Origin of the sequence: Actinomadura sp. (assembly GCF_044508335.1) — a bacterium.
In the GTDB taxonomy this organism is placed as follows: Bacteria; Actinomycetota; Actinomycetes; order Streptosporangiales; family Streptosporangiaceae; genus Spirillospora.
Genome location: NZ_JBIQHY010000110.1, coordinates 1 through 23,368 on the forward strand (window position 1 = coordinate 1; position 23,368 = coordinate 23,368).

Genomic DNA, 23,368 nt, shown 5'->3' on the forward strand with positions numbered 1-23,368 from the left:
CGCGTGCGCTTTCCTACGCGAATTACTAGGACGCCCCACCGCACGGCGTACTGTCGGAGTCGGCGAGGCTGCACCCCGCGAGGGAGGTGAAGATGAACGACGTTGCCTGGCCCCGGTCCGACCTGAATTGGACGTGCTGGGAGCCGAAGGACCTGCGGGGGGTGCCGAGAGCCATCACTGACACGCGCGTCTTCCTCGATACGACTCCCCTGGCTGGGGCGGCAGATGCGCATGAAGCCCATGTGTCCGCGCAGTTCGTGGTGCCAACGGGTGGAAGCAAGGTGCGTCGGGCTATCACAATCCTTCGGGCACTTCTGGAGTGTGAGACAGACGAGTGGTCGAGACCTCTCGGTCCAGCGACGTGGGACTGCGGGCCGCGAGTCAACCTCCACGGCTCAGTGTGGCTGCCCGACCTTTATGCCGGACACGTAAGGGCGGCCCCGGGAAGCTGGCCGCAGCGCGGTACCGTCGTCGAGCAGGCAAGCGTCGTCCTGAGGGTCACGTCGGAGTTCCTGTACGACAGCCCAGCGCCCGTGCCGGTCCCAACCGGCGCACCAGCGGCACGGATATCGCTTCCCCCGGTTGTATGGCGCTTCACGCGTGACCAACTCTCCGAACACTTGCGGGAGCTCGCGAACTTCATCCGGATGGTCCTGTTGGCTAGCTGCCTGCGCCACCTCCGCCAGCTCGCCTTTCCAGCTCGCCAGTCGTCCGCCATGCAAGTGTTCTTGCAACTACTCGCTGCGTGCCGGCGGTACGGCCGTCGAGCTGAGCCCGCACACGCTCACACCTCTCGCAATCGATATCAACCATCGGCGGGGGCGCACTAGTCATCCACTAGCACCAGCTCCCCGCCGCAAGCGAGGGAGCGTTGTTCATGGAGGTAATTCTCCGCGTGCTTGCGGAGTTCGGACCTGCGGCCGACTGGATCGCAAAGTTCGCGGCGGCTGTAATCACCGCACTCATCATCTATCTCGGGTTGGCGCTGGTTGCTGTGTTGCGCGCCGAGCCTGACAACGCGAACATCCGGTATCGGGTGTTCCGTGATCTGCTGGACCTGTTCCGGCGTCGGTGGCGGCGGTGACGATGACCAATACGACTGGCCAGGCTAGTAAACAGCGCGAGCCAGGCATGCGTCGTCCGCCCGGGCGTCCGCCGTGCTGCACGCGTGAGTTGATGGTCTACGTACTCACGCTGCGCGAGGACGGACTCAGCATTCGGGCCATCGCGACGCGGCTCAACGCCGAGTCTGTCCCGACCCCCATGGGGAGGCCGCGTTGGCATCACTCGAGCGTTGACCGCTTGCTCGCTACACGCTTCGCGCAGGAAGTACGTGAAGAGATGATGCGGACGCATTGACCCAGCTGCAAACCCACGGCGTCTGCAGTCGCCCAGCGCGAGATGATAGGGGTGGCACACAGCCTGGACTGTTTCATGTCGTGTGCCAGATGGATCGCGATCACCTCCGTGGAGTCCACCGACCCTGGTGGACTCCACGAGGCTAATGGCGCACCAGTAGCCATGTGTGCTGGCGAGTTCGTCCGCGGGGGTATCTCTCCTAGCGTGGAAATGATCTTGGTGGGGTAGATGATCGACAGGAAGATCATCCATCGAATTCGGGGGGATTCGAAGCCATGAGCGTGATCGAGGGGAATGAGAGTGTCGCCCAGGCCAGGGCCGGTGTCGGCGGAATGGTGCCGATGCCGGGCGGGAACCGGGATGTGCCGGTCCGCCAGCTGCTGGGCGATGAGGTACTGGACGTGCTGCTGGAGCGCTCGAAGGACGAGGCGGGGCAGCTACGGCTGACCGGTGAGGACTCGATGCTGGGGCAGTTGGTCAAGGCCGTGCTCGAGCGGGCGCTGGAGGCCGAGTTGACCGCGCACTTGGGCTATGGCAAGCACGACCAGGTCGGGAACAACTCGGGGAACTCGCGCAACGGGCGGGGCAAGGGCAAGACGGTGCAGACCGGGGTCGGGCCGGTCCGGCTGTCGGTGCCGCGAGACCGGGCGGGCACGTTCGAGCCGGTGCTCGTGCCCAAGCGGGCGGGACGGGTCGCCGGCGGCCTGGACGACATGATCATCAGCCTGTATGCGCACGGTATGAGCGTGCGTGACATCCTGCACCACCTCAAGCAGGTGTACGGCACCGAGTTGTCGCACGAGCAGGTCTCGCGGATCACCGACCAGGTGATGGAGGAGGTCAAGGTCTGGCAGACCCGGCCGCTGGACCCCGTCTACGCCGTGGTGTTCCTGGACGCCCTGGTGGTCAAGGTGCGCGACAACCACGTGGTGACCAACAAGCCCGCCTACGTCGCGGTCGGGATCGACGCCGACGGGGAGAAGCACGTGCTGGGGATCTGGCTGGCGCGGACCCCGCCCGAGAGCGCGACCGCCGCCGAAGGGGCGCGGTTCTGGGGGCAGGTGATGACCGACCTGCGCAACCGCGGCGTCCGCGACATCCTCATCGCCTGCTGCGACGGGCTGAAGGGCTTCGAGGACGCCATCGGCGGCGCGTTCCCCGGCACCGTGGTGCAGACCTGCGTGGTCCACCTCATCCGCAACGCGCTGCGGCCGGTCGCCCGCCGTGACGCCGGCGCGGTGGCCAAGGAACTGAAGAAGGTCTACACCGCCGTGGACGCCGACGCCGCACTGGACGCCCTCGCCGCGTTCGCCGACACCGACCTGGGCCGCAAGTATCCCCAGAGCGTGCGGGTGTTCGAGGACGCATGGGCGGGTAGCTCCGGCGCATTGCTGCGCCGGAGCCCCCTCAGAACCGTGCGTGCCGCTTGTCACGGCACACGGCTCAAGCAAACCCAGAGGTGTCGCGTGCGGGCGGAAGTGCTGGGCGACGTTGCCGAGCGTGGTGCCTGGCGCAGTCGGCGTGGACGAGGAACAGTGCGGTTCGATCGTCTGGTCCGGCCGGTCCCGCTTGCAGCGTGAGTGTTCTCGCGCGTACTGCGTTGCGGGTTGCGGTGATCCACCGCTCCCACTCGTCGGGGTGTTGTGGTTGTCGGCCGCCGGGCAGCAGCAGGTTCCCGCAGAGCGGGCAGCGGCCTTGCTGACGCGAGAGCAGCCGCCTGCGGTCCTTGTTCAGCGGGGGGTGGTGCTGTTTGCTGCGCCGCCGGGACCAGTAATAGGTCAGGTCGGGATCATCGGGTGAGGCGAACCCGTCGACCATCTGGTGCCGGACGATCTTTGTCCAGGCGAATTTGGTGAGATAGGTTCCGCTGTCGCGGTCCCCGAACACCCATCGGTCCTGCCTGGCCGGATTGAACTTTCCGAAGTACCGGGCGGTGACCCAGCTTTTCGGCTTGTTCCGGTGAGTGCGAACGCCCCATTTGAAGGCGAGCCACCACACATGGGCGTCCAAGGCAACGAAGATTTTCTTGGACACCACCGTCCGGTAATAGGCGGCCCAGCCGCGGATGATCGGGTTGAGTTTGGCGATGACCGCTCGGGCGTTCGATCCCCTCAGCCCTCTCATCTCGGTGCGCAGCCGTTCCCGGATCCGCCGCACCGCCGCCGTGCTCGGTTTGATCAGCAGCTTGCCGTTGGGATAGCGGCGGACGTTGAACCCCAGGAAATCAAAGCCCTCGGCGAGGTGGACGACGCGCGTCTTGTCCTCGTTGAAGGCCAGTCCCCGGGGCGTCAGCCACTGGGTCAGCCGCGCCTTGACCTGTTCGGCCTCTGCCTGCGAGTGGCAGAGCGCCACTAGATCGTCGGCGTATCTGATCAGCACCGGCGAGCCCGGTGCGGTGTGACCCTGACCGGCGTGAGAGCCGGTCAGATAACGGACTCCGGCGGCCTCTTCCATCCCGTGCAGGGCCACGTTCAGCAGCAACGGAGAGATCACCCCGCCTTGCGGGACGCCCTCCTCGGTCGGAGCGAACCGTCCGCGATCGACCACCCCGGCCTTCAGCCACTGCCGGACCAGACCCCTGGCGGGGAAGGTGCCCAGCATGCCGAGAACATGGTGATGATCGATGCGGTCGAACGCCGCCGCCAAGTCCGCGTCCAGGATCCACACCCGTTTGGCGCGAGCGCCCTTGCAGACGGAGTAGATCGCCTCGATCGCGTCATGGCAGCCACGGCCCGGACGGAACCCATAGGATCTCGCCTCGAACCGTGCCTCCCACTCGGGTTCCAGCGCGCCCGCGACGCAGGCTTGAAGCGCCCGGTCGGCCATCACCGGTATCCCGAGCGGCCGCAGCTTCCCCATGGCCTTGGGGATGAACACCCGCTTGACCGGGCGGGCCCGCCAAGACGACGCGCGCTCTTGCACCCAGGCGGCCAGTTCGGCCTTCTGCGGCGCGAGCAGCGCGGTCTTCCCATCGACCCCGGCGGTCTTGCGGCCAGCATTGACCTCCGTCACCCGGCGCACGCTCACCAGCGTGTTGGACCGGGACCGGAGCATCAGCTTCTGCAGGTTGCGGACCTTCTTCAGGTCCCCAGCCCGCGACGCCGTGAAGATCCGCTGCCGCAACCGCCGTACTTGCTTCTCGGCTGAATCCCAATCGATCTGGGACCAGTCCAGAAGTTCGTCCTCAGGTCCGTTCACCATCTCTCGGCCGCCGTCGGCGAGCCGAGTTCTGGCGTCCAACTTGTCCGTCGGTTCCGACGTTGTCGGCATCAGCCACTCCACAGGTTCACCAGACCCGCGTCAGCTCCCTTTCGGGCCCAGGAACACCTGGTATCCGGCCAGTTATCCAAGACGGCGGCGGAGGAGCCGCCGTTCGTCCCGGTTTCCCGCCGCCTTTCGGCCGCCGGCATTTGCTTCTCGGGTCATCCTTCGCCCGCTGAAGGATCGGCCTTCCTCACGGTCGGCCCACCAGAGCACATGCGCCTGGACTTCAACGGGGTTGTCGCGTTCCGCTCGTGCAAGCAGATCGGATAGGGCGCCCTCTCCACCCCGGGACGGCGGTGCTCGACCTGGCAGCGTCGGTCCCCACGGCCAGCGCCTGCCGCTTCACAGCGGCCAGCCCTCTTAAAATCCCGCTCAAGCGACCCATCCTGCGGGACCACACGATGACGAGGCGTCAACGAGGGTTCACTTGCGTTCACCCGCCCGATCTTCCCCTCACCTGCGGCCCCTGGATGGAGCAAGGCCCGCTTGGGCTTGAACCCTGGGCTTCGCACCCCGCGGTCACCCACGACGCACGCCAGAGCGGGGACAGGTCATCGAGCACGGACCTGGGACTACACCATGGCCATCAACCACCCTCCTCAGGCAGTCCACTTACATCGAGCGACTTCGCGTCGCACGGACCGGTTCACGCCCTTCTTCGCCTTCACCCGCCCGGTCCGCCGGCTGCTCTACACCACCAACGGGATCGAGTCACTGAACTACCAGCTCCGCAAAGTCACCAAAGCACGCGGGCACTTCCCCACCGACGACGCCGTGGTCAAGCTGCTGTGGCTGGCCATCATCAACATCGAGGACAAACGCGCCCGCGAACGCGCCGCCAAACGCCACAACGGCGACAAACACGCCTTCCAGCCCGCACGCCTCGTCGAAGGACAACGCGCCGCCGGATGGCGCGAAGCACTCAACGAACTCGCCGAGGCCTATCCAGGACGCATCAGGTAAAGCCAACATCGCCTTCTACCTGCAAGGACTTTCCACACCTGAAGTTACAACCTCATGCTGGAGACGGTGGGCCAGTCGGCCTTGGCGCGGATGGTGAGCAGGTTGCTGGCTTTTGGACAGGCAGGGCCGGGGATGGCTGCGGGGTTGGGGAGGGCGCGGCCCGGGTCAAGAGTGGAGGGTGAGGGGTAGGTGGGCCAGGCCGCGCAGGGCGATGCCGGGGCGTCGTTGGGGTTGCGTCGGCCGGGTGATGGCGACGTAGGCGGGGCTGAGGAGGTGTTCCAGGACGATCTGGGTTTCCAGGCGGGCCAGGTGTGCGCCGAGGCAGAAGTGGATGCCGGAGGCGAAGGACAGGTGGGCGGGTTCGGGGCGGGTGACGTCGAGGGTGTCGGGTTGTGCGACGAGGTCGGGGTCGTGGTTGGCCGCTCCGAGGAGCATCACGATGACCTGCCCGGCTTTGAGGTGGGTGCCGGCGAAGTCGGTGTCGTGCAGGACGGTGCGGGCGTCGACCTGGACGGGTGAGTCGTAGCGCAGGAACTCCTCGACCGCTGTAGGGATGAGGGCGGGGTCGGCGCGCAGGGCGGCTTGCTGGTCGGGGTGGTTCAGGAGGGCGTGCAGGGTGTTGCTGAGCAGGTTGGTGGTGGTCTCGAACCCGGCGCCGAACAGCAGCAGCGACGTGGAGATCATTTCCTGTTGCGACAGGCGTGTCTGCTCGGGTGCGGTGGCCATCCGCGACAGCAGGTCTTCGTGCGGGTCGGCTCGTTTGGCGGCGAGGAGGTCGGTGAAGTAGGCGACGAGGTCGGCTTCGGCCGCGGCGGCGGCGGTGATGGCCTCGGGGGCGGCGGCGGGTTCCAGGAGTGCGACCATCTGGCGGACTTTCGGGGTGAAGACCATCCGGTCGGCTTCGGGGACGCCGAGCAGGTCGGCGATCACGTTGACCGGCAGCGGCAGGGCGAGGGTGTCGACGAAGTCGCCGCCGGACCGGCGGGCGAGTTGGCCGAGGTGTTTGCGGGTGCGGTCTTCGATGGAGGCCCGCAGGTCCTGGATGTGCCGGGTGGTGAACACCGATCCGACCGAGCGGCGCAGCCGGGTGTGTTCGGGCGGGTTGGCGAACAGCATGCTGTGCCCGAGCCGCCCTTGGGCCTGGCGCTGTTGTTCGCCGGCGCCGCCGGGCAGTCCGAATCCTGCCAGTTCGTTGCCCTTGCCGAACGAGCGGTGCCGCAGCGCCGCGTCGCAATCGGCGAACCGGGTCAGCACCAGGGTGCCGTCACCGGTGAGCAGTACCGGCGCGGTCTCGCGCAGCCGCCGGTAGGCCGGGTAGGGGTCGTCGCGGGGGGTCAGGAAGATCTCGAAGAACAGCTGCTCGGCGGCCGGATCGCTGGTCGCCGTGCCCAGGGCCGTGCCGTTCGGGGATGTCATGAGGGGGTCCCGTCGTCGAATTGGCCGATGGCCTCCCAGACGCAGTCCCCCGCCGGGCCGGTCGCGGTGAGCCGTGCCCAGCTCTGTCCGGCCTCCACGGAGGCCAGCCGCGCCACCAGCAGATAGGGCAGGCCCGCGGCCGGACACTGCGTCCAGGTCAGCCAGATGCCCCGCAGCCGCAGCGGCGCTTCGATCAGCGACCCCAGGTGCATGAGCGTCCCCGCGCACGCGCTCATCACCGCGCCGGGCTGCGGTTGGTCGGCCGGGCCGCCGGGCAGCACGGCCAGCGCCCAGACCTCGCCGCCGACCGCCCTCCATGCCAGTGATCGGGGTGCGTGGGGTGGATCTGATGGGGGAAGCGGTTCGCGCCAGACCAGACTCTGTATCCCATCCATACCCCCACCATTTGACACTCAAGCCCTCTATGTCAATGAAGAGAACACAACTGTTCTGACTGTCAACCAGTCCATTGCCCGGGGTTTGCGGACACCGGGGTTGTTGCGGTCATCGGTGTGTGAGCACCCCGGCAAGCCGTACAGTCGCGCGGCTGGATGCCGGGGCACACCCCCGGCTACAAGGGGTACCGGTCAGAACCGCGTCGCGGGCGTGTTCGCCCCCGGTTCGATCTGCCCCCGGGTTCGGTCTGCCCCCCCGGGTTCGTCTGCGGGGCCTGGCGGGCTGTGTGGTGTGAACCTGGTCCCGGCGGGCGCCTCCGCCGGGACCAGGGGTCTATGGGGTGTGCGGGTGGTGCGGCTGCGGGGTGGAAGGCTCACCGGAGGGCGGCTCGGCGTCTCCGGTGGAAGGCCGGGTGGCGTCTCCGGTGGCGGGTTCGGTGGCGGGTTCGGTGGCGGGGGTCCAGGCGAAGGCGAGGGAGCCGCCGGTGAGGGCGAGGAGCATGCCGATCAGGAAGCCGCCGAAGTTGGTGTAGAGGAAGGAAGCCAGGGCGGCCAGGAGGATGATGACGCTGAGCAGGGTGTGGTGGCGGGGCTGGTACCACAGCAGCAGGCCGGTGGTGGTGATGATGCCGCCGAGCAGGAACCCGGCCAGGCCCGCGGTGCCGGGCAGCGACAGCACGGTGTACAGGTCGGCGGGCAGCAGCAGGATGGCCGCGCCGCCGGTGGTGGTGAGCAGGCCGCCCCAGAAGGGCCGGGTGCGGCGCCAGGACCGCCAGCGCCGCAAGTGGGTGCGCAGGCGGCCGGTGAGCGGGGTCGCGGCGTTCAGAAGCATTCTTTGACGTCGCCTCCCATGGTCATGTCGATCCCGGCGAGTTTGAGTCCGCTGGCGGTGACCCAGCGGACCTGGCCGTGGATGCGCAGTTTGAGGTTGGTGCCGGTGATGGGCAGGGTGCCGGGCGGGCCGGTCTGGACGGGGATGTCGCCCAGGCCCTTGACGGGGGTGGTGCCGCCGCGGCCCAGGGCGATGCCGCCCCCGACGACCTCGACGTCATCGATGGACTCCAGGGCCAGCTGGAGTTCATCGAGCTGGAGCCGCTGCCCGGGTTGAGTGGTGATGCGCAGCACCCGCGAGCCCAGCGGGCTGGAGACCTTCCCGGAGGCGCAGATGCCCTCGGCCCAGGTGTCGCGCAGCGCCAGGGCGACCACGGTGCGCCGGTCGCCGTCGCGGGTCTGGAAGAACCGGGGGAAGGACCCGCCGGCGTTGGTGGACAGCCGCTGGATGGTCAGTTTGATGTTGGTCTTGCCCTTCAACCCGGCCGATACCGGTAGCGCGCCGCGCAGCACCCCGACGACCATCACCGCGACCACACCCAGGACCGGAACCAGGACCGCGGCGAACCTCCTCCACCGGGTCCGCCCCGCAGCGGCGGCGGGACTGCTGACGCGCGGGGTCTCCAGCGGAGCGTGGTGGCGCCGCCACAGCCGGTCGATGAATCTCACCCCGCCACCTTTGACAATCAGCCACGACTTGTCAATGCCACGCACATCATTGATTGGAATGTCCTCGGCGGGGGTCGAGGGGTGTCCGGCCACTGGACACCCGGCTTGTTACTGTCGGCGGCGTGAACACTCACGTCCCGGCCGACTTCCAGACCCGCGTGCGCCACCAACTCCGCAGCGACGCCCTGGACGCCGCGTTCGCCCTGATGACCGACCAGGGCTGGTCGGCGGTCACCATGACCGCGGTCGCCGCGGCCGTCGGCGTCAGCCGCCAAACCCTCTACAAAGAGTTCTCCTCCAAGGACCAGATCGGCCAAGCCCTGCTCATCCGCGAAGCCGAACGCTTCATCGACGGCGTCGCCGCACACGTCGCCGCGCACGACGACGTCGCTTCCGCGATCGAGGCCGCCGTCCGCTACACCCTCGACCAGGGCGCCACCAACCCGCTGCTACGCACGATCCTGTCCGGCGACCGCGGCGGCACCACCCTCCTGCCCCTGGTCACCACCGACTCCCAGCCCCTCATCGCACTGGCCGGCCAGGTCCTCAGCCAGCACATCACCGCCCGCGCCCCCGGCCTGGACGACGAAGACATCGCCGCGACCGCCGACGCACTGGTCCGCCTCACCGTCAGCCACCTCCTGCAACCCCTGGACGACACCGGCACCACCGTCACCCGGCTCACCCGCCTGGCCACCCGAGGCCTCGGCCTCCCCTAAAACCCCCAACCACCCCGACCCTGCGGCCGGTGCACAACAAACAGCCGATCTCGACCGGGTCGGCGGTGGCGTGCGCTGCTTAGCGTGACTGATCCGGAGACCGGACCGTGGCGGCGGTGGCTGAAGCTGATCAACCGGCCGGAGGGTGAGTGCCGCACGGACCTCCCGCGCCAACACGACATCGCATCGACCGGACACACAGATCGCAGAAAGAATCGAGGGCGGCCTCGACGACGAAGGCGGCATCAACGACGATGCTCGACTCCAACAGCAGCTCGCCCTAATCAAGCGGCTCGACTGCGACCTGCTCGGCCTTCAGGAAGCCACCTGGGGAGCGCGATCGCCCCGCACCGCCGAAGCCGTGGCCGCCGAACTCGGGATGGACTGGAAATTCCTGGGCCCGTCGAACTTCTACGGCTGCGACCTGGCCGCCTTCGTCCGTGTCGGCGACCACCTCACCGTCGATGACGTCACGTACCTCACCGGCCCGCCGTTCGTCCACGGCCTCGCCAACGTCACCCTCCGGATCAAGGGACATCCCCGGCCAGTGCAGTTCCTGGTCGGCCACTCGGCCCCCAGCGCCCCCACGGCGCGGTTGGCCGAGGCCGAAATGATCACCGTCCACCGCAAGCAGGATGCGATCTATGTGGCCGACTGCAACGCCATCTCCCTGACCGACGACCTGGAGGTATCGGGGATCGACCCGGTCAAGGCCGACAAGCTCGACACCCGTCCCGCCCAAGCGCTCGCGGCGGCGGGGCTGCTGGACGTGGGGGCGCTGCTGGGCGACCGGACCCCTACCGTGGGCCACCACCGCGAAGACTCTCTCGCGTTCAGGTGCGACCGGATCCACACCAACCTGCCCGCCGCGTGGATCACCGGATACGGCGTCGAGACCGGCGGAGACCACCTCTCCGACCACCGACCCGTCTGGGCTGAGATCACCTTCGGAGAGACCGGAGGGCCCACGTCGTGACCCCGATGGACCCGCTGGACGTCGACCCGTTCGCTTTCCCCAGCCGGACCGCTCGGATCGAGTACCTGTTCCACCTTCGCCGCGCGACCCACCGCTTCCTCGTTCGCCACGCCACGACGCTGTGGACCCGAGTCCAACAGTCCGGCGGGCAACTCGACGTCGTCCCGCCGACCGTCGCCGCGCTCCCCGCCCGGCAGCAGCCCAAAGCACTGGCCGCCGACGAAGCCGCACGATTTACCCACGCGCACCTGTACGGCCTCGACGAGGCGGCCACCACCGCCGCCGTAACCCTCGGCGCCGCCATGGTCGACTACACACCCAACGGCGTCGCCCCGGGTACCCATCGGGCATGGACACCAGTCGCCACTCCACCCGCCCGGACCGGCCTTCTGCGCTGGGCCAGCGGTATCGGCTACGACAGCGTCGGCATACCGCTGATCGCCTGCCACTGGGGCCCCATCCCGCAAGGGACATGGCTGGCCTGGTGGCCCGACCACCGCCTCACTGTCTGCAACGACATCACCCAGTTCGGCATCACGCGCCAGAAGGCCAAGCTCGTCCTTCAGGAGTTCGGCCCTCTCGGTTACCCCGAGGTCGCCACGACCATAACCCTTCAGCCGGACGCGAATCCCGACACCGCCCCGAACGCACACCCGGACACCAACACGCCCGCCGAGCTGCAGGAGGACGCGTACCTACTCGCGCTGACCTCAACCGTCCTGGCCTCCTGGGCCTTGCTGACCACACCCGGCGCAGCTCACCTGATCAAACGCCACCCCACCGCAGCCCAAGCCGCCCGTGACCGCCGCGCCGGACTACAACCCCGGCCCGCGACCCTGGCCACCAGACCCATCGACACAGGAATTATCGAAAGGCTTGGCAACGAGGGACAACCGTGAAGGGCGAGCGGCCGAAGCCGACGTCGTGTGGGCGGAGGCCACGGCCGGTGTCCCGGCGAACATGGTGTGCCGCGTCTTATTGATCTTGCCCGAGCTTCTTGGTGGGCGGCGTTGCGCCGCAGGGCGGAGTACCCCCACCGCGTCGGACGTCCCTTCAGCACGTCGCAGTCAAGCACGGGGACATCATCCAGACCGCGGTTCTTCCGCCCGGTGAACACGTGCAGCCAGTACTTGGTCCCTTCACCGCCATCGCCCGCCCGGATGCCCAGGGCGTCTCGGAGACCATTCATGGTTACGGCTCAGGCATAACCGCTTGGGTGTTCTGCTTCGATGTGTGCCCTATGGGCTTGACTGGAGTCAACGCGCAGGGTGTTGCTTCGGTGGAGCCATAAGCAAATTCGCCATTAGCTCGTGGGTTTGGTCGTCGGGTTCGGTGTCGAGGTCGGCGAGGCGCGCGGTGAGCAGACTGAATGTGCGTTGGACGGCGTCTGGGTGCCCGAGCCGGCTCTGGAGTCGCATGACCGACTGGTACAGGGGCTCAGCGTACGGGGCGTGGGTGATGGCGTCTTCGAGAATGGCAAGGGCTTGGTCAGGGTGGTCGTCTTGGAGGAGCCGGGCTAGGCGGGCGAGGGCGTCGATGACGGTGCGGTTTAGGTACTCGCGGTGGTTGTCGGCCCATTCGTGATTGAGGTCGCTGGCAAATTCGGCGATGTAGAGGTCGGGGATGGGGCTGAGTGCAGCGATTCGTTCGGGATCGGTAGCAGCCTTCCGAGCATCGGTGAGGGCAGAGTTGAGGTGCCATAGGTCGACGTCGATGAGGTCCGTGTCGATGCTGTAGCGGCCGGTGCTGTGGATGATGTACATCGGTTCGCGAAGGCTTGTGGTCTTGCGCAGAACCTTCCGGATGTTGGCGATAGCGGTGTTGAACAACGTGGTCGCGGTTTCGGGTTCGTGGTCGGGCCAAAGGGCGCCGCAGCCTTGGTCGCGTGTGATCCCGGTTGGATGCAACGCGAGGTAGGCGAGCAGGGCCCGCGCGCTGCGGCGGAGTCCGCTGTGGATGGGGCCGTCGCTGGTGTGGAGCCGGACTGGTCCCAGTAGCTGTAGGCGGATGGGAGGCGGTTCGTTTCCGAGGGTCGGGCGGGGCGGTGTAGCGAGAGTGGAACCGTCGTGCGTACCTTCCGGTGCGGGTTCGGCATTCACGGGTGGACCTGGCGGGTGGGCGCCCTCGGCTGGAGCGGCCGCGCCGGTGGCGCTGCGAAGGGTGAGAAGCATCCCGACCGCGTCCTCGACGGTCAGGTGGAAGAGGTCCGCCCCGGTGAGGTTCTCGGCATGAACTCCTTCCGCATGGGTGACGACGACGTCCTTGAGACGCAGACTCGTGCGGGCTGAGGAGGCGTCGAGGAAGAGGGCGCCGATTCCGTGCCTGCTTCCGAGTTGGGTGATGGCTTGCACGGTCGCGTTGGCCTGTTCGGGGACGGACGCGACCAGCAGGACGGTGGGAAGCGGCTCTGCGGGGTCCGCGGCGCGTAGCGCAGGGAGGTCGGGCTGGTCGGCAGCGTTCAAGAGACGGGCCCGGCGGAGAACCTCGGCTTCGAGTTGGCCGATGGCCGTTCCCAAGTCCGGTGTGACGGTCAGCCCGGGGACGTCTGTGAGCGCGTCGACGGAGAAGAGCGCTTCGGCGTCCGGCTGAGTGATGAGCAGTTCGGCGCGGTCGCGGCCGGCTTTAGCGAGGAACTCTGTGGCGATGGCCCGTGCAACTGCTTGGACATCGTCGCCGGATAGGCCGAGGCTAAGCCCGGCCACTGGCAGAGCGATGAGGGCCCCATCGCGCGTACCGATGTTGACGTGGTCAGGTGCCGCTGCGGCGTTGCCTAGGGCAACGAGTTCGACGTCAGATGGAGGGGGTGTGCCGGCCTTGACGTATGAGCTGTCGAGGTGCTTCTTGCGGGCACTGACCACTGCGGCGGCTGGCGGCGGCTCGGTGGCTTCGGTGCCCTGCACGGACGGTTCAACGAGAAGACGCCGTCGGCGTCGGTGCAGTCGGGTGGCGGCGACAGCGACGCTGAGCGCGGAGGCCAGGCCGAGACCGATATAGGAACCAGAGGGCAGGGTGAAGCTCGCCGCGGGATGAACTTCGTCCATCGTCTGTTGGGGCGACGATGGCGCACTGGTGGGCGGCGGAGTTTGTGGCGGCGCTACGACCGGGTCCGGTATTCGTGACGGTGCGGCCCGCCCTGGCCGCGGAGCTTTCTGCTGTTCACCGGTTTCCTGCTCGGCAAGTGCCGAGTGCCGTCCGGCGCCGGGCGGACTTTCCCGAGCAGGTGAGGACGAATCGGGGGTCTTCCGCGGACGGGGAAGCCGCACACGCTGACCCGGGCGGAGCTCATCAGGATCGGTGATACGCGGAAGCCCTTTGGGCTGGGCGAGATCGCGGCTGGCCTTGAATATCTTGGGGTAGAGGTGCCCGGAGCCGTAAGTGCGGCGGGCCAGGCTCCACAGGGTGTCGCCCCGGTGGACGATGCGCGTTTGCCAACCTTGCCGCTTCGGCTTCGGGGCCTTGTCACCGAGCAACGGCTCCCACTCCGTGCTCTCAGTGGGTGATGTGTCGTGACCGGACAATGGCTGTTCAGGCGCATGCGAGTGGGCGTCCGCAGTGACATGGACGGCGGCAGAGGCGGGCGCGGTCAGGGGTGCGGTGACTCCGAAAGCGAGAGTGGCGGTAGCGACAAGGTTCCGGGCCAGGGTCTGCAAAGGCAGGACGGGACGAGGTGGGTACGGCGTGACCTTCCCCGCCAAGCGGCTGAGCGTTTCGACGCAGGTGGAGGCGGCGAACGATGCCCAGGCTGCCCAGCCGAGCGTTCGGATGGCTACCAGGAACAGGTGCTGGTCGGTGTCGGGACGCATCAACGCAGCCATGATCTGCTCACCGGACGGAAGGACCCTCGGAATGGGCCAGCCGGCCACGGCGTACAGGCCGATCGGGACGCCGCCCAAGAAAATGGCGAATACAAGCAGGGCACCCAGTCCCCGCAGGACGTCGACCGTCCGAGTGTGTGCGAAGCGATTCATGGTTGGCGAGGTCCTCGCACTCCTGTTGTCAGGTTCGCAGTGGCGGTGCCATCAGCTCGCAGGTGCTCGATGCCGATGACGGACAGGAACAGAGCGGGCCGGGTGATGGTGACGTGGACTCGGATGGAGTGGGCACCGGATGAGGTCACCGTCCCGGTGTAGCCACCGGCTGCTAGGTAGGCGCGAGCGGCCCGGAGCCCAGCTCGCCGGTCGACAGTGAACTCGCCGTCGGCGTAGGCACGATCGAGATCGACATGACCGGCGCCGGCGCGGGCGGCTTCCTGGGCAGCGGTGTTGGCGTCCTGGCGCGCTTCGAGCTTCTGCTCGAAGTCGACGACGGCACCGAAGAACACCACCACGACCAGGGTGAGAATGACGGCGAAGATGCTGATGCTGCCCTCGTCCTTACGATGACGGCGGCTCTTCGTAGGTCTCGCTTTCTCTGACGTCATGAGCGTCATCGCCCTCGATACGGGTCGATCGGTGAACGGTGAGCCTTGGTGACGACTCGTGATCCCGGCATGCCGGGTAGCGCCACATCGGTGAGCTGGATGACACACGTAACGCGTGCGGAGACCGTTGCTGGCTGCCCGACCGGGCGCTGGAAACCGGATAGGTCGAGGCGGACCGTCGGCGTGCAGTGCAAGCCTCGGTCACGCAGTGTGGTCATCGCGCTGGAGGTCGCCTCGGCGCGGGCTTGGGTGGCGGTGCGAGCGATCGAGGCGTGCCGGGCGGCGTCAGCAGCAGCCTGGGCGACGATGGCGCTGCCGTGCTGTATGCGCATCACCACGAGAAGCCCTGCCAGGAACGCGATGAACAGCGGCGCGAGTATGGCCACCTCAACTGCCGCATTGCCCGCATCGTTGGTAGAAGCCGAGTTGCGGTCCGCGCTCATGGCTGGTCCGGCATGGTGAACCGCTCGCGCGGGCCACGGACGGTGCGGGTGACGGCGAAATCAAGGCCGGGCAGGATCGACGGCGCGCTCCCCGACACCTGGACGGCGATGGTCGTCGTCCCCGACAGCGCGACACTCGGAGATCGCAGGATGGGCTCGGCGCGTGCGAACTCCAGCGCCGCGGAGCGGCCTTGGGCCGCTCCGCCCTCCCTGGCCCGCGCCACACGGAGCCCCTCCTCGGCCGCAGACAGGGCTACGTCCCGGGCTACCGAGACCATCACCGTCTGTGCCAGGACCAGGAAAAGCACTCCGACAGCCGGGAACACGATCACGGCGGTGACGGTCGTCGAGCCCCGGTCCCCTTGTCCAACTGCGAGTGGGCGCGTCATGGGCCGGTGGAACCGGGGATCTTGTTGATCCAGCCGTTCACCTTGCCGGCGACCGCGAGGTAGACGGTGAAGGCCAGCCCGGCGAACCCGGCAACGATAATGATCGTCTCCACCACACCCGAGCCTCGGTCGCGGTCCGAGTCGAGGTCTGCGAGGCGGTTTATTACGGCGGTTATGGCGCGCGTTGCTACGGCGTTAAGCGTGTTCATGATCCCCCGAATTCGTTGTGCGTTAGCCGGATGCCAGGAGCTTGGAGAAGAACGGGAAGCCGATCAGGATGACGAAACCGAGCATGAGCAGGGACGTCGGCACCCACATCGCAGTCGTGCGCGCGTTGGCCTCCGCGCGTGCGGCGGCTGATGCCTCATGCCGCATCGAGGAGATCTTCGCGACGAGGACGTCATGCATTTTGGCGCCCTCGCTTCCAGCGATCTCGGCCGTATGGGCCAGGTCGGTCAAATCCCGGACGTCGATGTCTGCACCGAGGTCGGCGAGTGCGCGCCAGGGCTGCTGCTGAGCGTGCCGCGCCCGGGACAGCGCTTGGTGGATGCGTTGGAACGGCCAGCCATCGGTGACCTTCGCGGGGTTCTCCAGCGCGGCGTTCAGAGCGGCACCGGCCTGGCGCTCCAGGACGACCAGCTGCAGGTAGGAGGTGAAGGCGTAACGGAACTCGCGGCGACGCTGCCGGGCCTTGGCGCGTACGTTGCAGTCCGGGACGAGGGACAGCACCGCCGCCAGCACCAGCCCGGCTAGGACCGGAAACGTCCAAGGCAGCGAACTCCCAGCCACTCCGACGAGGACGGTCAGCAGCGACGGCACGGCGAGACCTGCGAGGAACAAAGCCAGCTTGTCCAGCATGAATCGCTCGACCGGTCGGCCAAGCAAGGCCAGATCCGTGCGTGGGTTGGCGAGCAGCCCAACTGGACGCCCGACCCGTTCGGCCAGCCATCGCCCGACTCGCTCTGCCAGCGGTGCGGAGTCGTCACGGACCTCGGCGGACGGGAACGGCACCGGCTGGATGCGAGCCAGCGCGGCTTCCAAACGCGGCGGTCCGGGCCACAACTCGCGGACGAGCAGAATGAGTCCGGCGGCGACCATGCACCCGGCGAGAACGGCGATCGCGGTCACCGGCCTACCCCCGCTTCGACACCGGCCACCGAGCTGGTGGTGCGCAGGAAACGGGCGCCGGTCGACAGGACGGCGAGGCGATGCATCCAGCACAGGCCGGCCGCATAGATGGCTGCGACGACGGCAAGCACGGCTTGCCCGAGAGGGGTGTCGTAGGGGTCGGCGAGAGTCTGTGATGACGCGAACAGCACGCTCAGCACCCCGACCGAGGTGACGATCACGAGCAAAGTCGTGCGCAGCCCGGCCCGTTCGGCCTCGACCTCCCGGCGGACGATCACCTCGTGCTCGACCGCGTCGGACAGCGAACTCAACGCCTCGCGAGTGCCTGGGCCGCGGCGGCTGGCAGCCAGGAGCAGGGCGCACGCGATCAGGTCGCCGATCGGATCGTCCAACTCGTCGGCGAACGCCCGTAGCGCCTGATCGGTGTTGGCGTGGTTGTTCAACCGTCCGGCCAGTCGGCCCACGGACTCGCTGACCGCGGCGGGGGCGACGCGGGCGCTGTCGGCCAGGGCCTGCTCCAAGCCACGGCTTGCGCCGATCATCTCCGCCAACCGCCGGGACCACTGCGCAAGCGCCTCGAGCCGCGCGATGCGCCGCTGCGGCACGCGCCCCGTGAGCATCGGTGGCAGCGCGTACGCCCCTGCCCCCGCCGCCAGCGCCGCCACAGGCCACCCGGACAGCAACAGCACCGCCAGACCGCCGCCCATGGCGCCGAGGACCCGGTTGCGGCGCTCCCGCCATGCCCGTGACTGCACCACGCTCCGCAGCCGGGACGGTGGGCGGCCGTCCCGCTCACCGATCTCGGTGCCCCGGATTCCGGCCACCAGGACGACGCCTCCGGCGGCGCACACGCCCGCGAATACGGCCGACAATGCCGTCATGCCCAACCTCCGTCTCCGGGCGCGGGTGCCAGAACCCCAGGGTCGAAGCCGTGTTTATGAAGTTCCTCCATCAGCCGGGGGCTGATGTGCCCGTCTTCCGGCATGGCGCGACCGTCGGGGCCAGGGGTGAAGATGAAGTTGCGGGTCGGTTCGGCGGAGTCCGCAGGCGGACCGATCTCCATCACCTGGGATACGTACCGATCGTTGGTGGCCTGATCGCGTTCCAGGTAGACGATCAGTGGCTCGGCCAGGCCGAACATAAGATGCACGTCGTCCGCGCCCAGGCCGAGGTCCGCGCGACGGCCGAGTTGCACGACGCGGCTGAAGACGTGCTCTGGACGATGAACGTGCAAGGTGCACATCGAGCCACGTGCGCCCGAGTACATCACTTCCAGCATCGGTGCGAGCTCCCCGTGCCGGGCCTCACCGACGATGACCCGGTCAGGGTTCAGCCGCAGGCATGCCGGCACCAGATCCTGCAACCGCACTTCACCGGTGCCCTCGGAGTTGGCCTGACGTGCTTCGAGGGCGACCACGTCGTGGTGCCGGTGTGCAAGGCGGGGATCGTCCAGAAACAGCTCGAAGTCGCTTTCCAGGGTGATGACCCGCTCCTGGGGAGGGATCTCACCGGCCAGGGCCCGCACGAGCGTGGTCTTGCCGGTGTTGACCTCGCCGCACACAATGATGTTCCGGCGCGCGGCGATCGCGGCTCGGAGGAACTGCTCAAGCGGCGGTGTGAGGGTGCCGAGGTCAGTGAGCTGCCGCAAAGCGATGTCGACCAAACGGTGCACCCGGATCGCAAGGTGCGGGAGCCGCGATACCCATCCGACGACGGCCAGCCGCACGCCGTCGTTGAGAGCGACGTCCAGCAGCGGGGAGGCGTGGGAGAACTCGCGCCCCGTGTTGCCGCGCCGCGCCAGGAGTTGGACCCACTCGATCAGGTCCTTGTCGGTCTCGGCGACCGGCGGGCCCGGCTCTTTGGAACCGTCGGTGTAGCTGATCCAGGTCTGCTGGCAGCCGTTGACGACGATGTTCTCCACATCGGAACGCTCCAGAAACGGTTGCAGTGCGCCCAGCCCGAACCGCCGGTCGAACACCTGCTGCGCCACGCGCCGCTGTTCGGATGCGGAGGTAACCCGTCCAGCGGCCATCTGCTCGTGCGCCCATACCTGGACTTGCGCCTCGATCAGCTGCCGGGCCTGCGGCCGGTCGATCCCGTCATCCAGAACGTCGACGAGCCGCGCCGACACCTCACGGATCGCTGCCCACGTGTTCACCTCGCCGCTTTGCTGGACGGGAATCGAGAGCGGGGCCGAGGTCCTTGCTTCAGCGGGCTTCCAGCCGGCCGCGGTCACTGGTGAGCTCCTGCCGCTACGGACGCTGACCGCGTTGCCTCGTCTTCCGGTGCGGTAGGCGGTGCTGCTGAGTCCGTGACGGCCGAGTGAAGCCGTCGTCCTAGGATCTTCAGGCACCGCACCAGGAGTGAAGTCCTGAAGGTCAGCCGGGGTCGCGCGCCGTCCGACAAGACCTGGGCATCGGCGGGTGCGGACGGAAGCTCGGCCAGAACTGGAACCTCCAGTACGCGTCTGAGTTCAGTTGCGCTGTAGGAGCCATCGTTGATCACGCAGAGCCCGAGGGCTGCGTGTTCATTCACCACGCTCCTAACTGCCTCCAGCCGAGGCTTGGCAGCATCGACCTGCGCCAACGTGGGTTTGAGAACCATGACCACCGCATCCGCGGCCTTCAGCAGTTCCACCGGGGTGCTCTTGCCGCCGACCTGCCCCAGGTCGGCGATCACGTCGCCATCCCAGGCCGTCAATGCGTCGGCCAGTCGAGGCCAGAGAGGCCCTAGCCGCGCCCCATGCCGGGGATCACGGATACCGTGCAGCAGCTCCACGCGCCCGTCGTCCACGATCGGCACCAAGTAGTCCTTTAGCGGCAGCTGCGCGTCCTGTTCGGCCTCGGCCGCCATCCCGAGCCCGAGCAGGCCAGGACCGGCTGATTCGCGCATCCGGTCGGCCATGAACCCCGGGAGCACCCGGCGTCCCATTGGGTCGCACTCGGCTAGCAGGACGCGTCCGGGCCACAGCAACGCTATTCCGAGCGCCGTGGTGGAAACCCCAGGAGCTCCTCCGGGAGAGATCAGGCAGCACAAGCCCATCGCGCTCACCCTCGCCTTTCGGTCACCACGAGCACGACCAATCCGGCCGCCGCCTGCTGCGCCACGGTGCTGCTGTCGGATTCAGTCACCATCAGCGACACCGTCACGGTCCCTTCGGTGTCCGGGCCTTCCACCTGGTCCACCACCCCGGCTACATCCCGCATCAGCCCCGGCCGGGCGTTGCCTTGCACCGAGCCGCCGACAGAGGCCGGCTCGCCAGTGGTGAACACCACGCGGACGCGCCAGCCGGGAGCCAGACCCGGCGGCACGGCGCTGGTCTTCAACGGCAGCGTCACCAACGCCTGCCCAGGCTGCGGATTCTGCTGCGCTGCCAGTTGCGAGGAGGCGAGCAGTGTGCCCTTCCGCAACCCCACCGCGGCCCGCAGCCCGACGACCTCCCGCAGTCGACTCTGCGGGACCGTCGCCACCTCGGACTCCGTCGCCACCCGCACCACATTCAGGTCGGCCTGGACGAGCTTCTGCCCGACCGGAACATCGCGTGCCAACCGCACCACCGGCATTCGTTCTCCGGCCGAACGGAACAGGTGCACATTCGCCAGGACGGCGAACGCCACGAGCATCGCGCCGACCACGATCCATCCCGGGCGCCGCTGCCGCGCCAGCCGCTTTGTCGTCGCGGGCATCGGCCCACCGGTCATCTTCGGAACCGCCGGCCTTGGCCGGGTACCGCCGCTGGATTTCATCGAACTCCTCATCCGTAAAGGCCCTGCGCCTCGGCCACCCGCAGGCGGAATGTCGTCGATCGCGTCAATGGCGGCAGCGCACCGCCGGATCCGTCCGAGCCCCGCCACGTGCCGCCCCACGTCACCGTCACCCGGACCCGATAACTGCCACCCGGTTGGGTCGCCGACGACCGTGCGTAGGTGTACGAGCAGTTCGTGCGCTGCGCGGCCGCAGGCTTGGACGGGTCATATGCCGTGCCCGGCCCCGGGCAACCGACGACGTGCCGTTCGTCACCGGGCTTGATCACCAGCCGCTGCGGGACCGCGTTCACCTCTGCCCACACCTCGCCGGCCGACGCCCGCCCGCTCAGCGATCGCCAGTTCGTCACCCAGAACCATTCGGGCAATCCCACGAGGCCGGTCTTGTGTCGCGGCGGAGCCGTGCGCACACGCGGAGCAGGAATCGGCAGTTGCGACCATTTAATGATCGCCAGGTCTGCGGGCGACCTGCCAGAGCGCTTCTTCGCAGGGCCGGTGGGAAGACAAACCTGAACGTCATCGCCCACACTCCTGCAGTCGTGTGGGCCGATCGAGTCCACCTCATTCCCCTTTGCGGGGGAACTTGCGTCGGCAGGTCTCCCTGACTGCCCAGTGGGACCGCCAGGCTTTCCATCTTTCTTGGCTCCGAACCAGTAACCGCGAATGTTTCCATTGCTGACCGGTGGGAGCGGATCCTGGGGAAGTGACGTCATGGTTGTGCCCGTCATTGGCACCGCCGCGCCCAGGAAGAGTGCGACTGCGGCGATCAATGGTCAGCACCCCTTACCGTGGGAGACCGTCTTTGTAACACGCCACCGTCCGTCTGAACCTTTCAGAAGTTGGGCTGTAACGGTCTCCTTGTTGAGACCGCGGTCGATCTTCTTCCTGGTGAGTGTGTTCATGTTCCCGGCGTTGCTGGAGTCCTGGCAGTCGTGGAGCGTTGCGTCATTGCCGTTTACTTCGATGCGCTGTACGTGCGGGATCACGCTTCCGTACGAGGTGACGTTGTCACGCTTCATTTCTTGGATCCGGTTCATCACCTGAGATAGCTGAGGGTCGGTCATGTAGATCGAGAGTTGTTTCCGGCGGCTACTCGCCGGCAATGAGTCGGCGCGATCGAGGGTTCTGATGAACGCGATGTAAGAGCGCTTGATCGCCTCGGTGTCGGACTGTGGCGTGGTGGAGGTCCGAGGTGAGCTGGCTGCTGTTGGCAGCGGAGAGGTACTTGCCTTGTCGGTGCAGCCCACCAATGCCAGCATGGCGACTACCAGCAATAGCCGATGGCGGGGTGTGAGCTTGGCTGGTGTCCGCTGGTGCCCGGCTGAGTCGAACTCCGCAGGCGATTGATCGTTGTGAGATTCGCGCGCGTGCGCATGTCGTCTGGCTGAGTCTGCGGCGCGGTGTTGTGGCGTTGTTGCTCGGAATGCCAGCTTGGACAAACTCTCAGGCAGCACCATGGCGGTCACCCTCCATCCCAATGGATATGGCGGGGAGTAGCGCGATTACCCACTTGCCTTTCGGTGAGAAGGTCCGCTCCACCTGGAGCGCCCCAGCAATCGCATGGACCAGTGGAAGGCCCCAACCGCCCGTTCGGTCGTTCTCGTGCTCAAGGGCTTGAGGATCGGGAACGATGTCTTCCAGGGTCAGGTCACCGATCGTGGCGACCGTCGGCATCGACGCGGAGGCGTCCCAGACGCCGATCAGCAGCCCGAGACCCTTCTGACGCAGGTGGATACTGATCCGATCGGTTGGCCTCGACGTCCGAACGGCATTAGTCGCCAATTCGCTGATAGTTAATTCGGCGTCGTCCAGTGATACTGGAAGGTGCCATCTACGTAGGGTTGTGATTACTTGATCACGGGCCATGGCGACGATCACCGGCTGGGCCGGGTAGTGGCGAGTCTTGGCATGTACGCTCAGCGTTGCAGTCATAATGATCACATTTCTCGGGGCTGTCGTACGTACTGAATGGTCATCCACGGCACAAATAACGGATTGAATGGAAATGTGGATAGGGGATTGCCCGGGGACGCGGGATTGAAGCGGGTGTTCCTCGCGCATGGGCGCCGCGTCCGTTCGCCGAGTCCCGACCCCGCTCGCAATCCTTGGAGCCAAGGTCCCGAGTTCGGACTGCTGCCTTGCGTCCCCGGGAGCTACCTGAACCTGGCTTCTCAGTACCGAGTGAGTGGGACCCGGGTCAGATCGGCCGGAACTGGTTGTCGGCGCGTAGTCGGCATCTGGCGATGCGTGCTGTCGCCATGGTGGAGGACGGTCCGGCGTTCCTGATCCAACTCACCCCGCGCTGGAGTCCGGCGTACGTTCTCGGCGTGTCGATGTGACCGGCGTTAGTGGCTTGCCCTTCTGAGTCGCTTCGCAAGTGAGCGGACTGGTCCATTGGCGTATCTCCCCCGTGGTGCCGTCGCCTCCAGGACGCCTCTTCACTTATAAGTGAAGAGGCGTCACGTAGAGTAGTAAGTCAATCACGGAGTGTCAAACACCCTGCGACGGCGAAGCGGCGTCCCGGCTCGGAATAGAAGTGACGGCTTCGGCGGGTCAGCACCTGGTGCCGGTTTGCGCCGTGGGGTGATCCGCCTCTGATCGCCCGGATTGGCTTCAGCTGGTGGGGTTCCAG

At 67.3% G+C, this 23,368-nt stretch carries 22 protein-coding genes and 3 pseudogenes; 7 read left to right on the forward strand and 18 right to left on the reverse strand.

Annotated elements, in window-relative coordinates; translation table 11 throughout:
* The first annotated feature begins 877 nt into the window (after positions 1-877).
* From ACIWVC_RS27655 to ACIWVC_RS27665, 3 genes are all read left to right on the forward strand, one after another.
* A complete protein-coding gene (locus ACIWVC_RS27655; RefSeq protein ID WP_396454776.1) occupies positions 878-1,084 on the forward strand; it encodes a hypothetical protein in 207 nt (68 codons plus the stop codon).
* 92 nt (positions 1,085-1,176) lie between these two features.
* On the forward strand, positions 1,177-1,359 hold the full coding sequence (locus ACIWVC_RS27660) for a recombinase family protein (RefSeq protein ID WP_396454781.1): 183 nt from the start codon (positions 1,177-1,179) through the stop codon (positions 1,357-1,359).
* A 275-nt stretch (positions 1,360-1,634) separates the two neighbouring features.
* The gene (locus ACIWVC_RS27665; protein WP_396454777.1) at positions 1,635-2,939 is read left to right on the forward strand and encodes an IS256 family transposase; all 1,305 of its coding nucleotides are present in this window, start codon (positions 1,635-1,637) and stop codon (positions 2,937-2,939) included.
* Between the two features lie 352 nt (positions 2,940-3,291).
* On the opposite strand, the pseudogene ltrA reads toward ACIWVC_RS27665, so the two are convergent.
* Positions 3,292-4,629, reverse strand: a pseudogene (gene ltrA, locus ACIWVC_RS27670) (group II intron reverse transcriptase/maturase); the annotation flags it as partial.
* Between the two features lie 633 nt (positions 4,630-5,262).
* Between ltrA and ACIWVC_RS27675 the strand changes: the two are divergent.
* Positions 5,263-5,586, forward strand: a pseudogene (locus tag ACIWVC_RS27675) (transposase); the annotation flags it as partial.
* Positions 5,587-5,751: 165 nt separating this feature from the next.
* Here the strand turns inward: ACIWVC_RS27675 and ACIWVC_RS27680 are convergent.
* From ACIWVC_RS27680 to ACIWVC_RS27695, 4 genes are all read right to left on the reverse strand, one after another.
* Positions 5,752-7,002: a cytochrome P450 gene (locus ACIWVC_RS27680; protein WP_396454778.1), complete on the reverse strand. Its 1,251-nt coding sequence runs from the start codon at positions 7,000-7,002 to the stop codon at positions 5,752-5,754.
* Positions 6,999-7,397, reverse strand: a complete 399-nt coding sequence (locus ACIWVC_RS27685) for a hypothetical protein (RefSeq protein ID WP_165966889.1) — start codon at positions 7,395-7,397, stop codon at positions 6,999-7,001. The genes ACIWVC_RS27680 and ACIWVC_RS27685 overlap by 4 nt, the downstream gene beginning before the upstream one ends.
* A 334-nt stretch (positions 7,398-7,731) precedes the next feature.
* The gene (locus ACIWVC_RS27690) at positions 7,732-8,229 is read right to left on the reverse strand and encodes a DUF6114 domain-containing protein (protein WP_396454779.1); all 498 of its coding nucleotides are present in this window, start codon (positions 8,227-8,229) and stop codon (positions 7,732-7,734) included.
* Positions 8,220-8,897, reverse strand: coding sequence for a DUF6230 family protein (locus ACIWVC_RS27695; protein ID WP_165966890.1), 678 nt, complete (start codon positions 8,895-8,897; stop codon positions 8,220-8,222). Before ACIWVC_RS27695 ends, ACIWVC_RS27690 begins: the two co-directional genes overlap by 10 nt.
* A 122-nt stretch (positions 8,898-9,019) precedes the next feature.
* Here ACIWVC_RS27695 and ACIWVC_RS27700 point away from each other — a divergent pair, with 122 nt between their 5' ends.
* The 3 genes from ACIWVC_RS27700 to ACIWVC_RS27710 all read left to right on the forward strand — a co-directional run bounded on the left by ACIWVC_RS27700 (position 9,020) and on the right by ACIWVC_RS27710 (position 11,491).
* Positions 9,020-9,616 carry a TetR family transcriptional regulator gene (locus ACIWVC_RS27700; RefSeq protein ID WP_131982208.1) on the forward strand — a complete coding sequence of 199 codons (597 nt, stop codon included), beginning with the start codon at positions 9,020-9,022 and terminating at the stop codon, positions 9,614-9,616.
* 145 nt (positions 9,617-9,761) lie between these two features.
* Positions 9,762-10,592 (forward strand): hypothetical protein, encoded by an 831-nt coding sequence (locus ACIWVC_RS27705; RefSeq protein ID WP_396452195.1) that lies wholly within the window; start codon positions 9,762-9,764, stop codon positions 10,590-10,592.
* Between the two features lie 5 nt (positions 10,593-10,597).
* The gene (locus tag ACIWVC_RS27710) at positions 10,598-11,491 is read left to right on the forward strand and encodes a hypothetical protein (RefSeq protein WP_396452193.1); all 894 of its coding nucleotides are present in this window, start codon (positions 10,598-10,600) and stop codon (positions 11,489-11,491) included.
* A gap of 152 nt (positions 11,492-11,643) precedes the next feature.
* On the opposite strand, the pseudogene ACIWVC_RS27715 reads toward ACIWVC_RS27710, so the two are convergent.
* From ACIWVC_RS27715 to ACIWVC_RS27775, 13 genes and pseudogenes are all read right to left on the reverse strand, one after another.
* Positions 11,644-11,781 (reverse strand): annotated as a pseudogene (locus ACIWVC_RS27715) (transposase); the annotation flags it as partial.
* Positions 11,782-11,848: 67 nt separating this feature from the next.
* Entirely contained in the window at positions 11,849-14,560 is a 2,712-nt protein-coding gene (locus tag ACIWVC_RS27720; RefSeq protein WP_396452191.1) for a BTAD domain-containing putative transcriptional regulator, read from the reverse strand.
* On the reverse strand, positions 14,557-15,021 hold the full coding sequence (locus ACIWVC_RS27725; RefSeq protein ID WP_396452189.1) for a pilus assembly protein TadG-related protein: 465 nt from the start codon (positions 15,019-15,021) through the stop codon (positions 14,557-14,559). The genes ACIWVC_RS27720 and ACIWVC_RS27725 overlap by 4 nt, the downstream gene beginning before the upstream one ends.
* Positions 15,018-15,455, reverse strand: coding sequence for a TadE/TadG family type IV pilus assembly protein (locus ACIWVC_RS27730; protein ID WP_132045471.1), 438 nt, complete (start codon positions 15,453-15,455; stop codon positions 15,018-15,020). The genes ACIWVC_RS27725 and ACIWVC_RS27730 overlap by 4 nt, the downstream gene beginning before the upstream one ends.
* A complete protein-coding gene (locus tag ACIWVC_RS27735; protein WP_396452188.1) occupies positions 15,452-15,787 on the reverse strand; it encodes a pilus assembly protein in 336 nt (111 codons plus the stop codon). The genes ACIWVC_RS27730 and ACIWVC_RS27735 overlap by 4 nt, the downstream gene beginning before the upstream one ends.
* A gap of 288 nt (positions 15,788-16,075) precedes the next feature.
* Positions 16,076-16,972 (reverse strand): type II secretion system F family protein, encoded by an 897-nt coding sequence (locus ACIWVC_RS27740; protein ID WP_396452187.1) that lies wholly within the window; start codon positions 16,970-16,972, stop codon positions 16,076-16,078.
* Positions 16,969-17,853 carry a type II secretion system F family protein gene (locus ACIWVC_RS27745; RefSeq protein WP_396452185.1) on the reverse strand — a complete coding sequence of 295 codons (885 nt, stop codon included), beginning with the start codon at positions 17,851-17,853 and terminating at the stop codon, positions 16,969-16,971. Before ACIWVC_RS27745 ends, ACIWVC_RS27740 begins: the two co-directional genes overlap by 4 nt.
* Positions 17,850-19,208 carry a CpaF family protein gene (locus ACIWVC_RS27750; protein WP_396452183.1) on the reverse strand — a complete coding sequence of 453 codons (1,359 nt, stop codon included), beginning with the start codon at positions 19,206-19,208 and terminating at the stop codon, positions 17,850-17,852. The genes ACIWVC_RS27745 and ACIWVC_RS27750 overlap by 4 nt, the downstream gene beginning before the upstream one ends.
* A complete protein-coding gene (locus tag ACIWVC_RS27755) occupies positions 19,205-19,876 on the reverse strand; it encodes a hypothetical protein (RefSeq protein ID WP_396452181.1) in 672 nt (223 codons plus the stop codon). The genes ACIWVC_RS27750 and ACIWVC_RS27755 overlap by 4 nt, the downstream gene beginning before the upstream one ends.
* Positions 19,877-20,019: 143 nt before the next feature.
* Positions 20,020-20,718 (reverse strand): SAF domain-containing protein, encoded by a 699-nt coding sequence (locus tag ACIWVC_RS27760; protein ID WP_396452180.1) that lies wholly within the window; start codon positions 20,716-20,718, stop codon positions 20,020-20,022.
* Between the two features lie 8 nt (positions 20,719-20,726).
* Positions 20,727-21,296: a hypothetical protein gene (locus tag ACIWVC_RS27765; RefSeq protein ID WP_396454780.1), complete on the reverse strand. Its 570-nt coding sequence runs from the start codon at positions 21,294-21,296 to the stop codon at positions 20,727-20,729.
* Between the two features lie 213 nt (positions 21,297-21,509).
* Complete coding sequence (locus tag ACIWVC_RS27770) at positions 21,510-22,193, reverse strand: hypothetical protein (protein ID WP_396452177.1); 684 nt, start codon at positions 22,191-22,193, stop codon at positions 21,510-21,512.
* Positions 22,180-22,668, reverse strand: coding sequence for an ATP-binding protein (locus ACIWVC_RS27775; protein ID WP_396452175.1), 489 nt, complete (start codon positions 22,666-22,668; stop codon positions 22,180-22,182). The genes ACIWVC_RS27770 and ACIWVC_RS27775 overlap by 14 nt, the downstream gene beginning before the upstream one ends.
* Positions 22,669-23,368 lie beyond the last annotated feature (700 nt).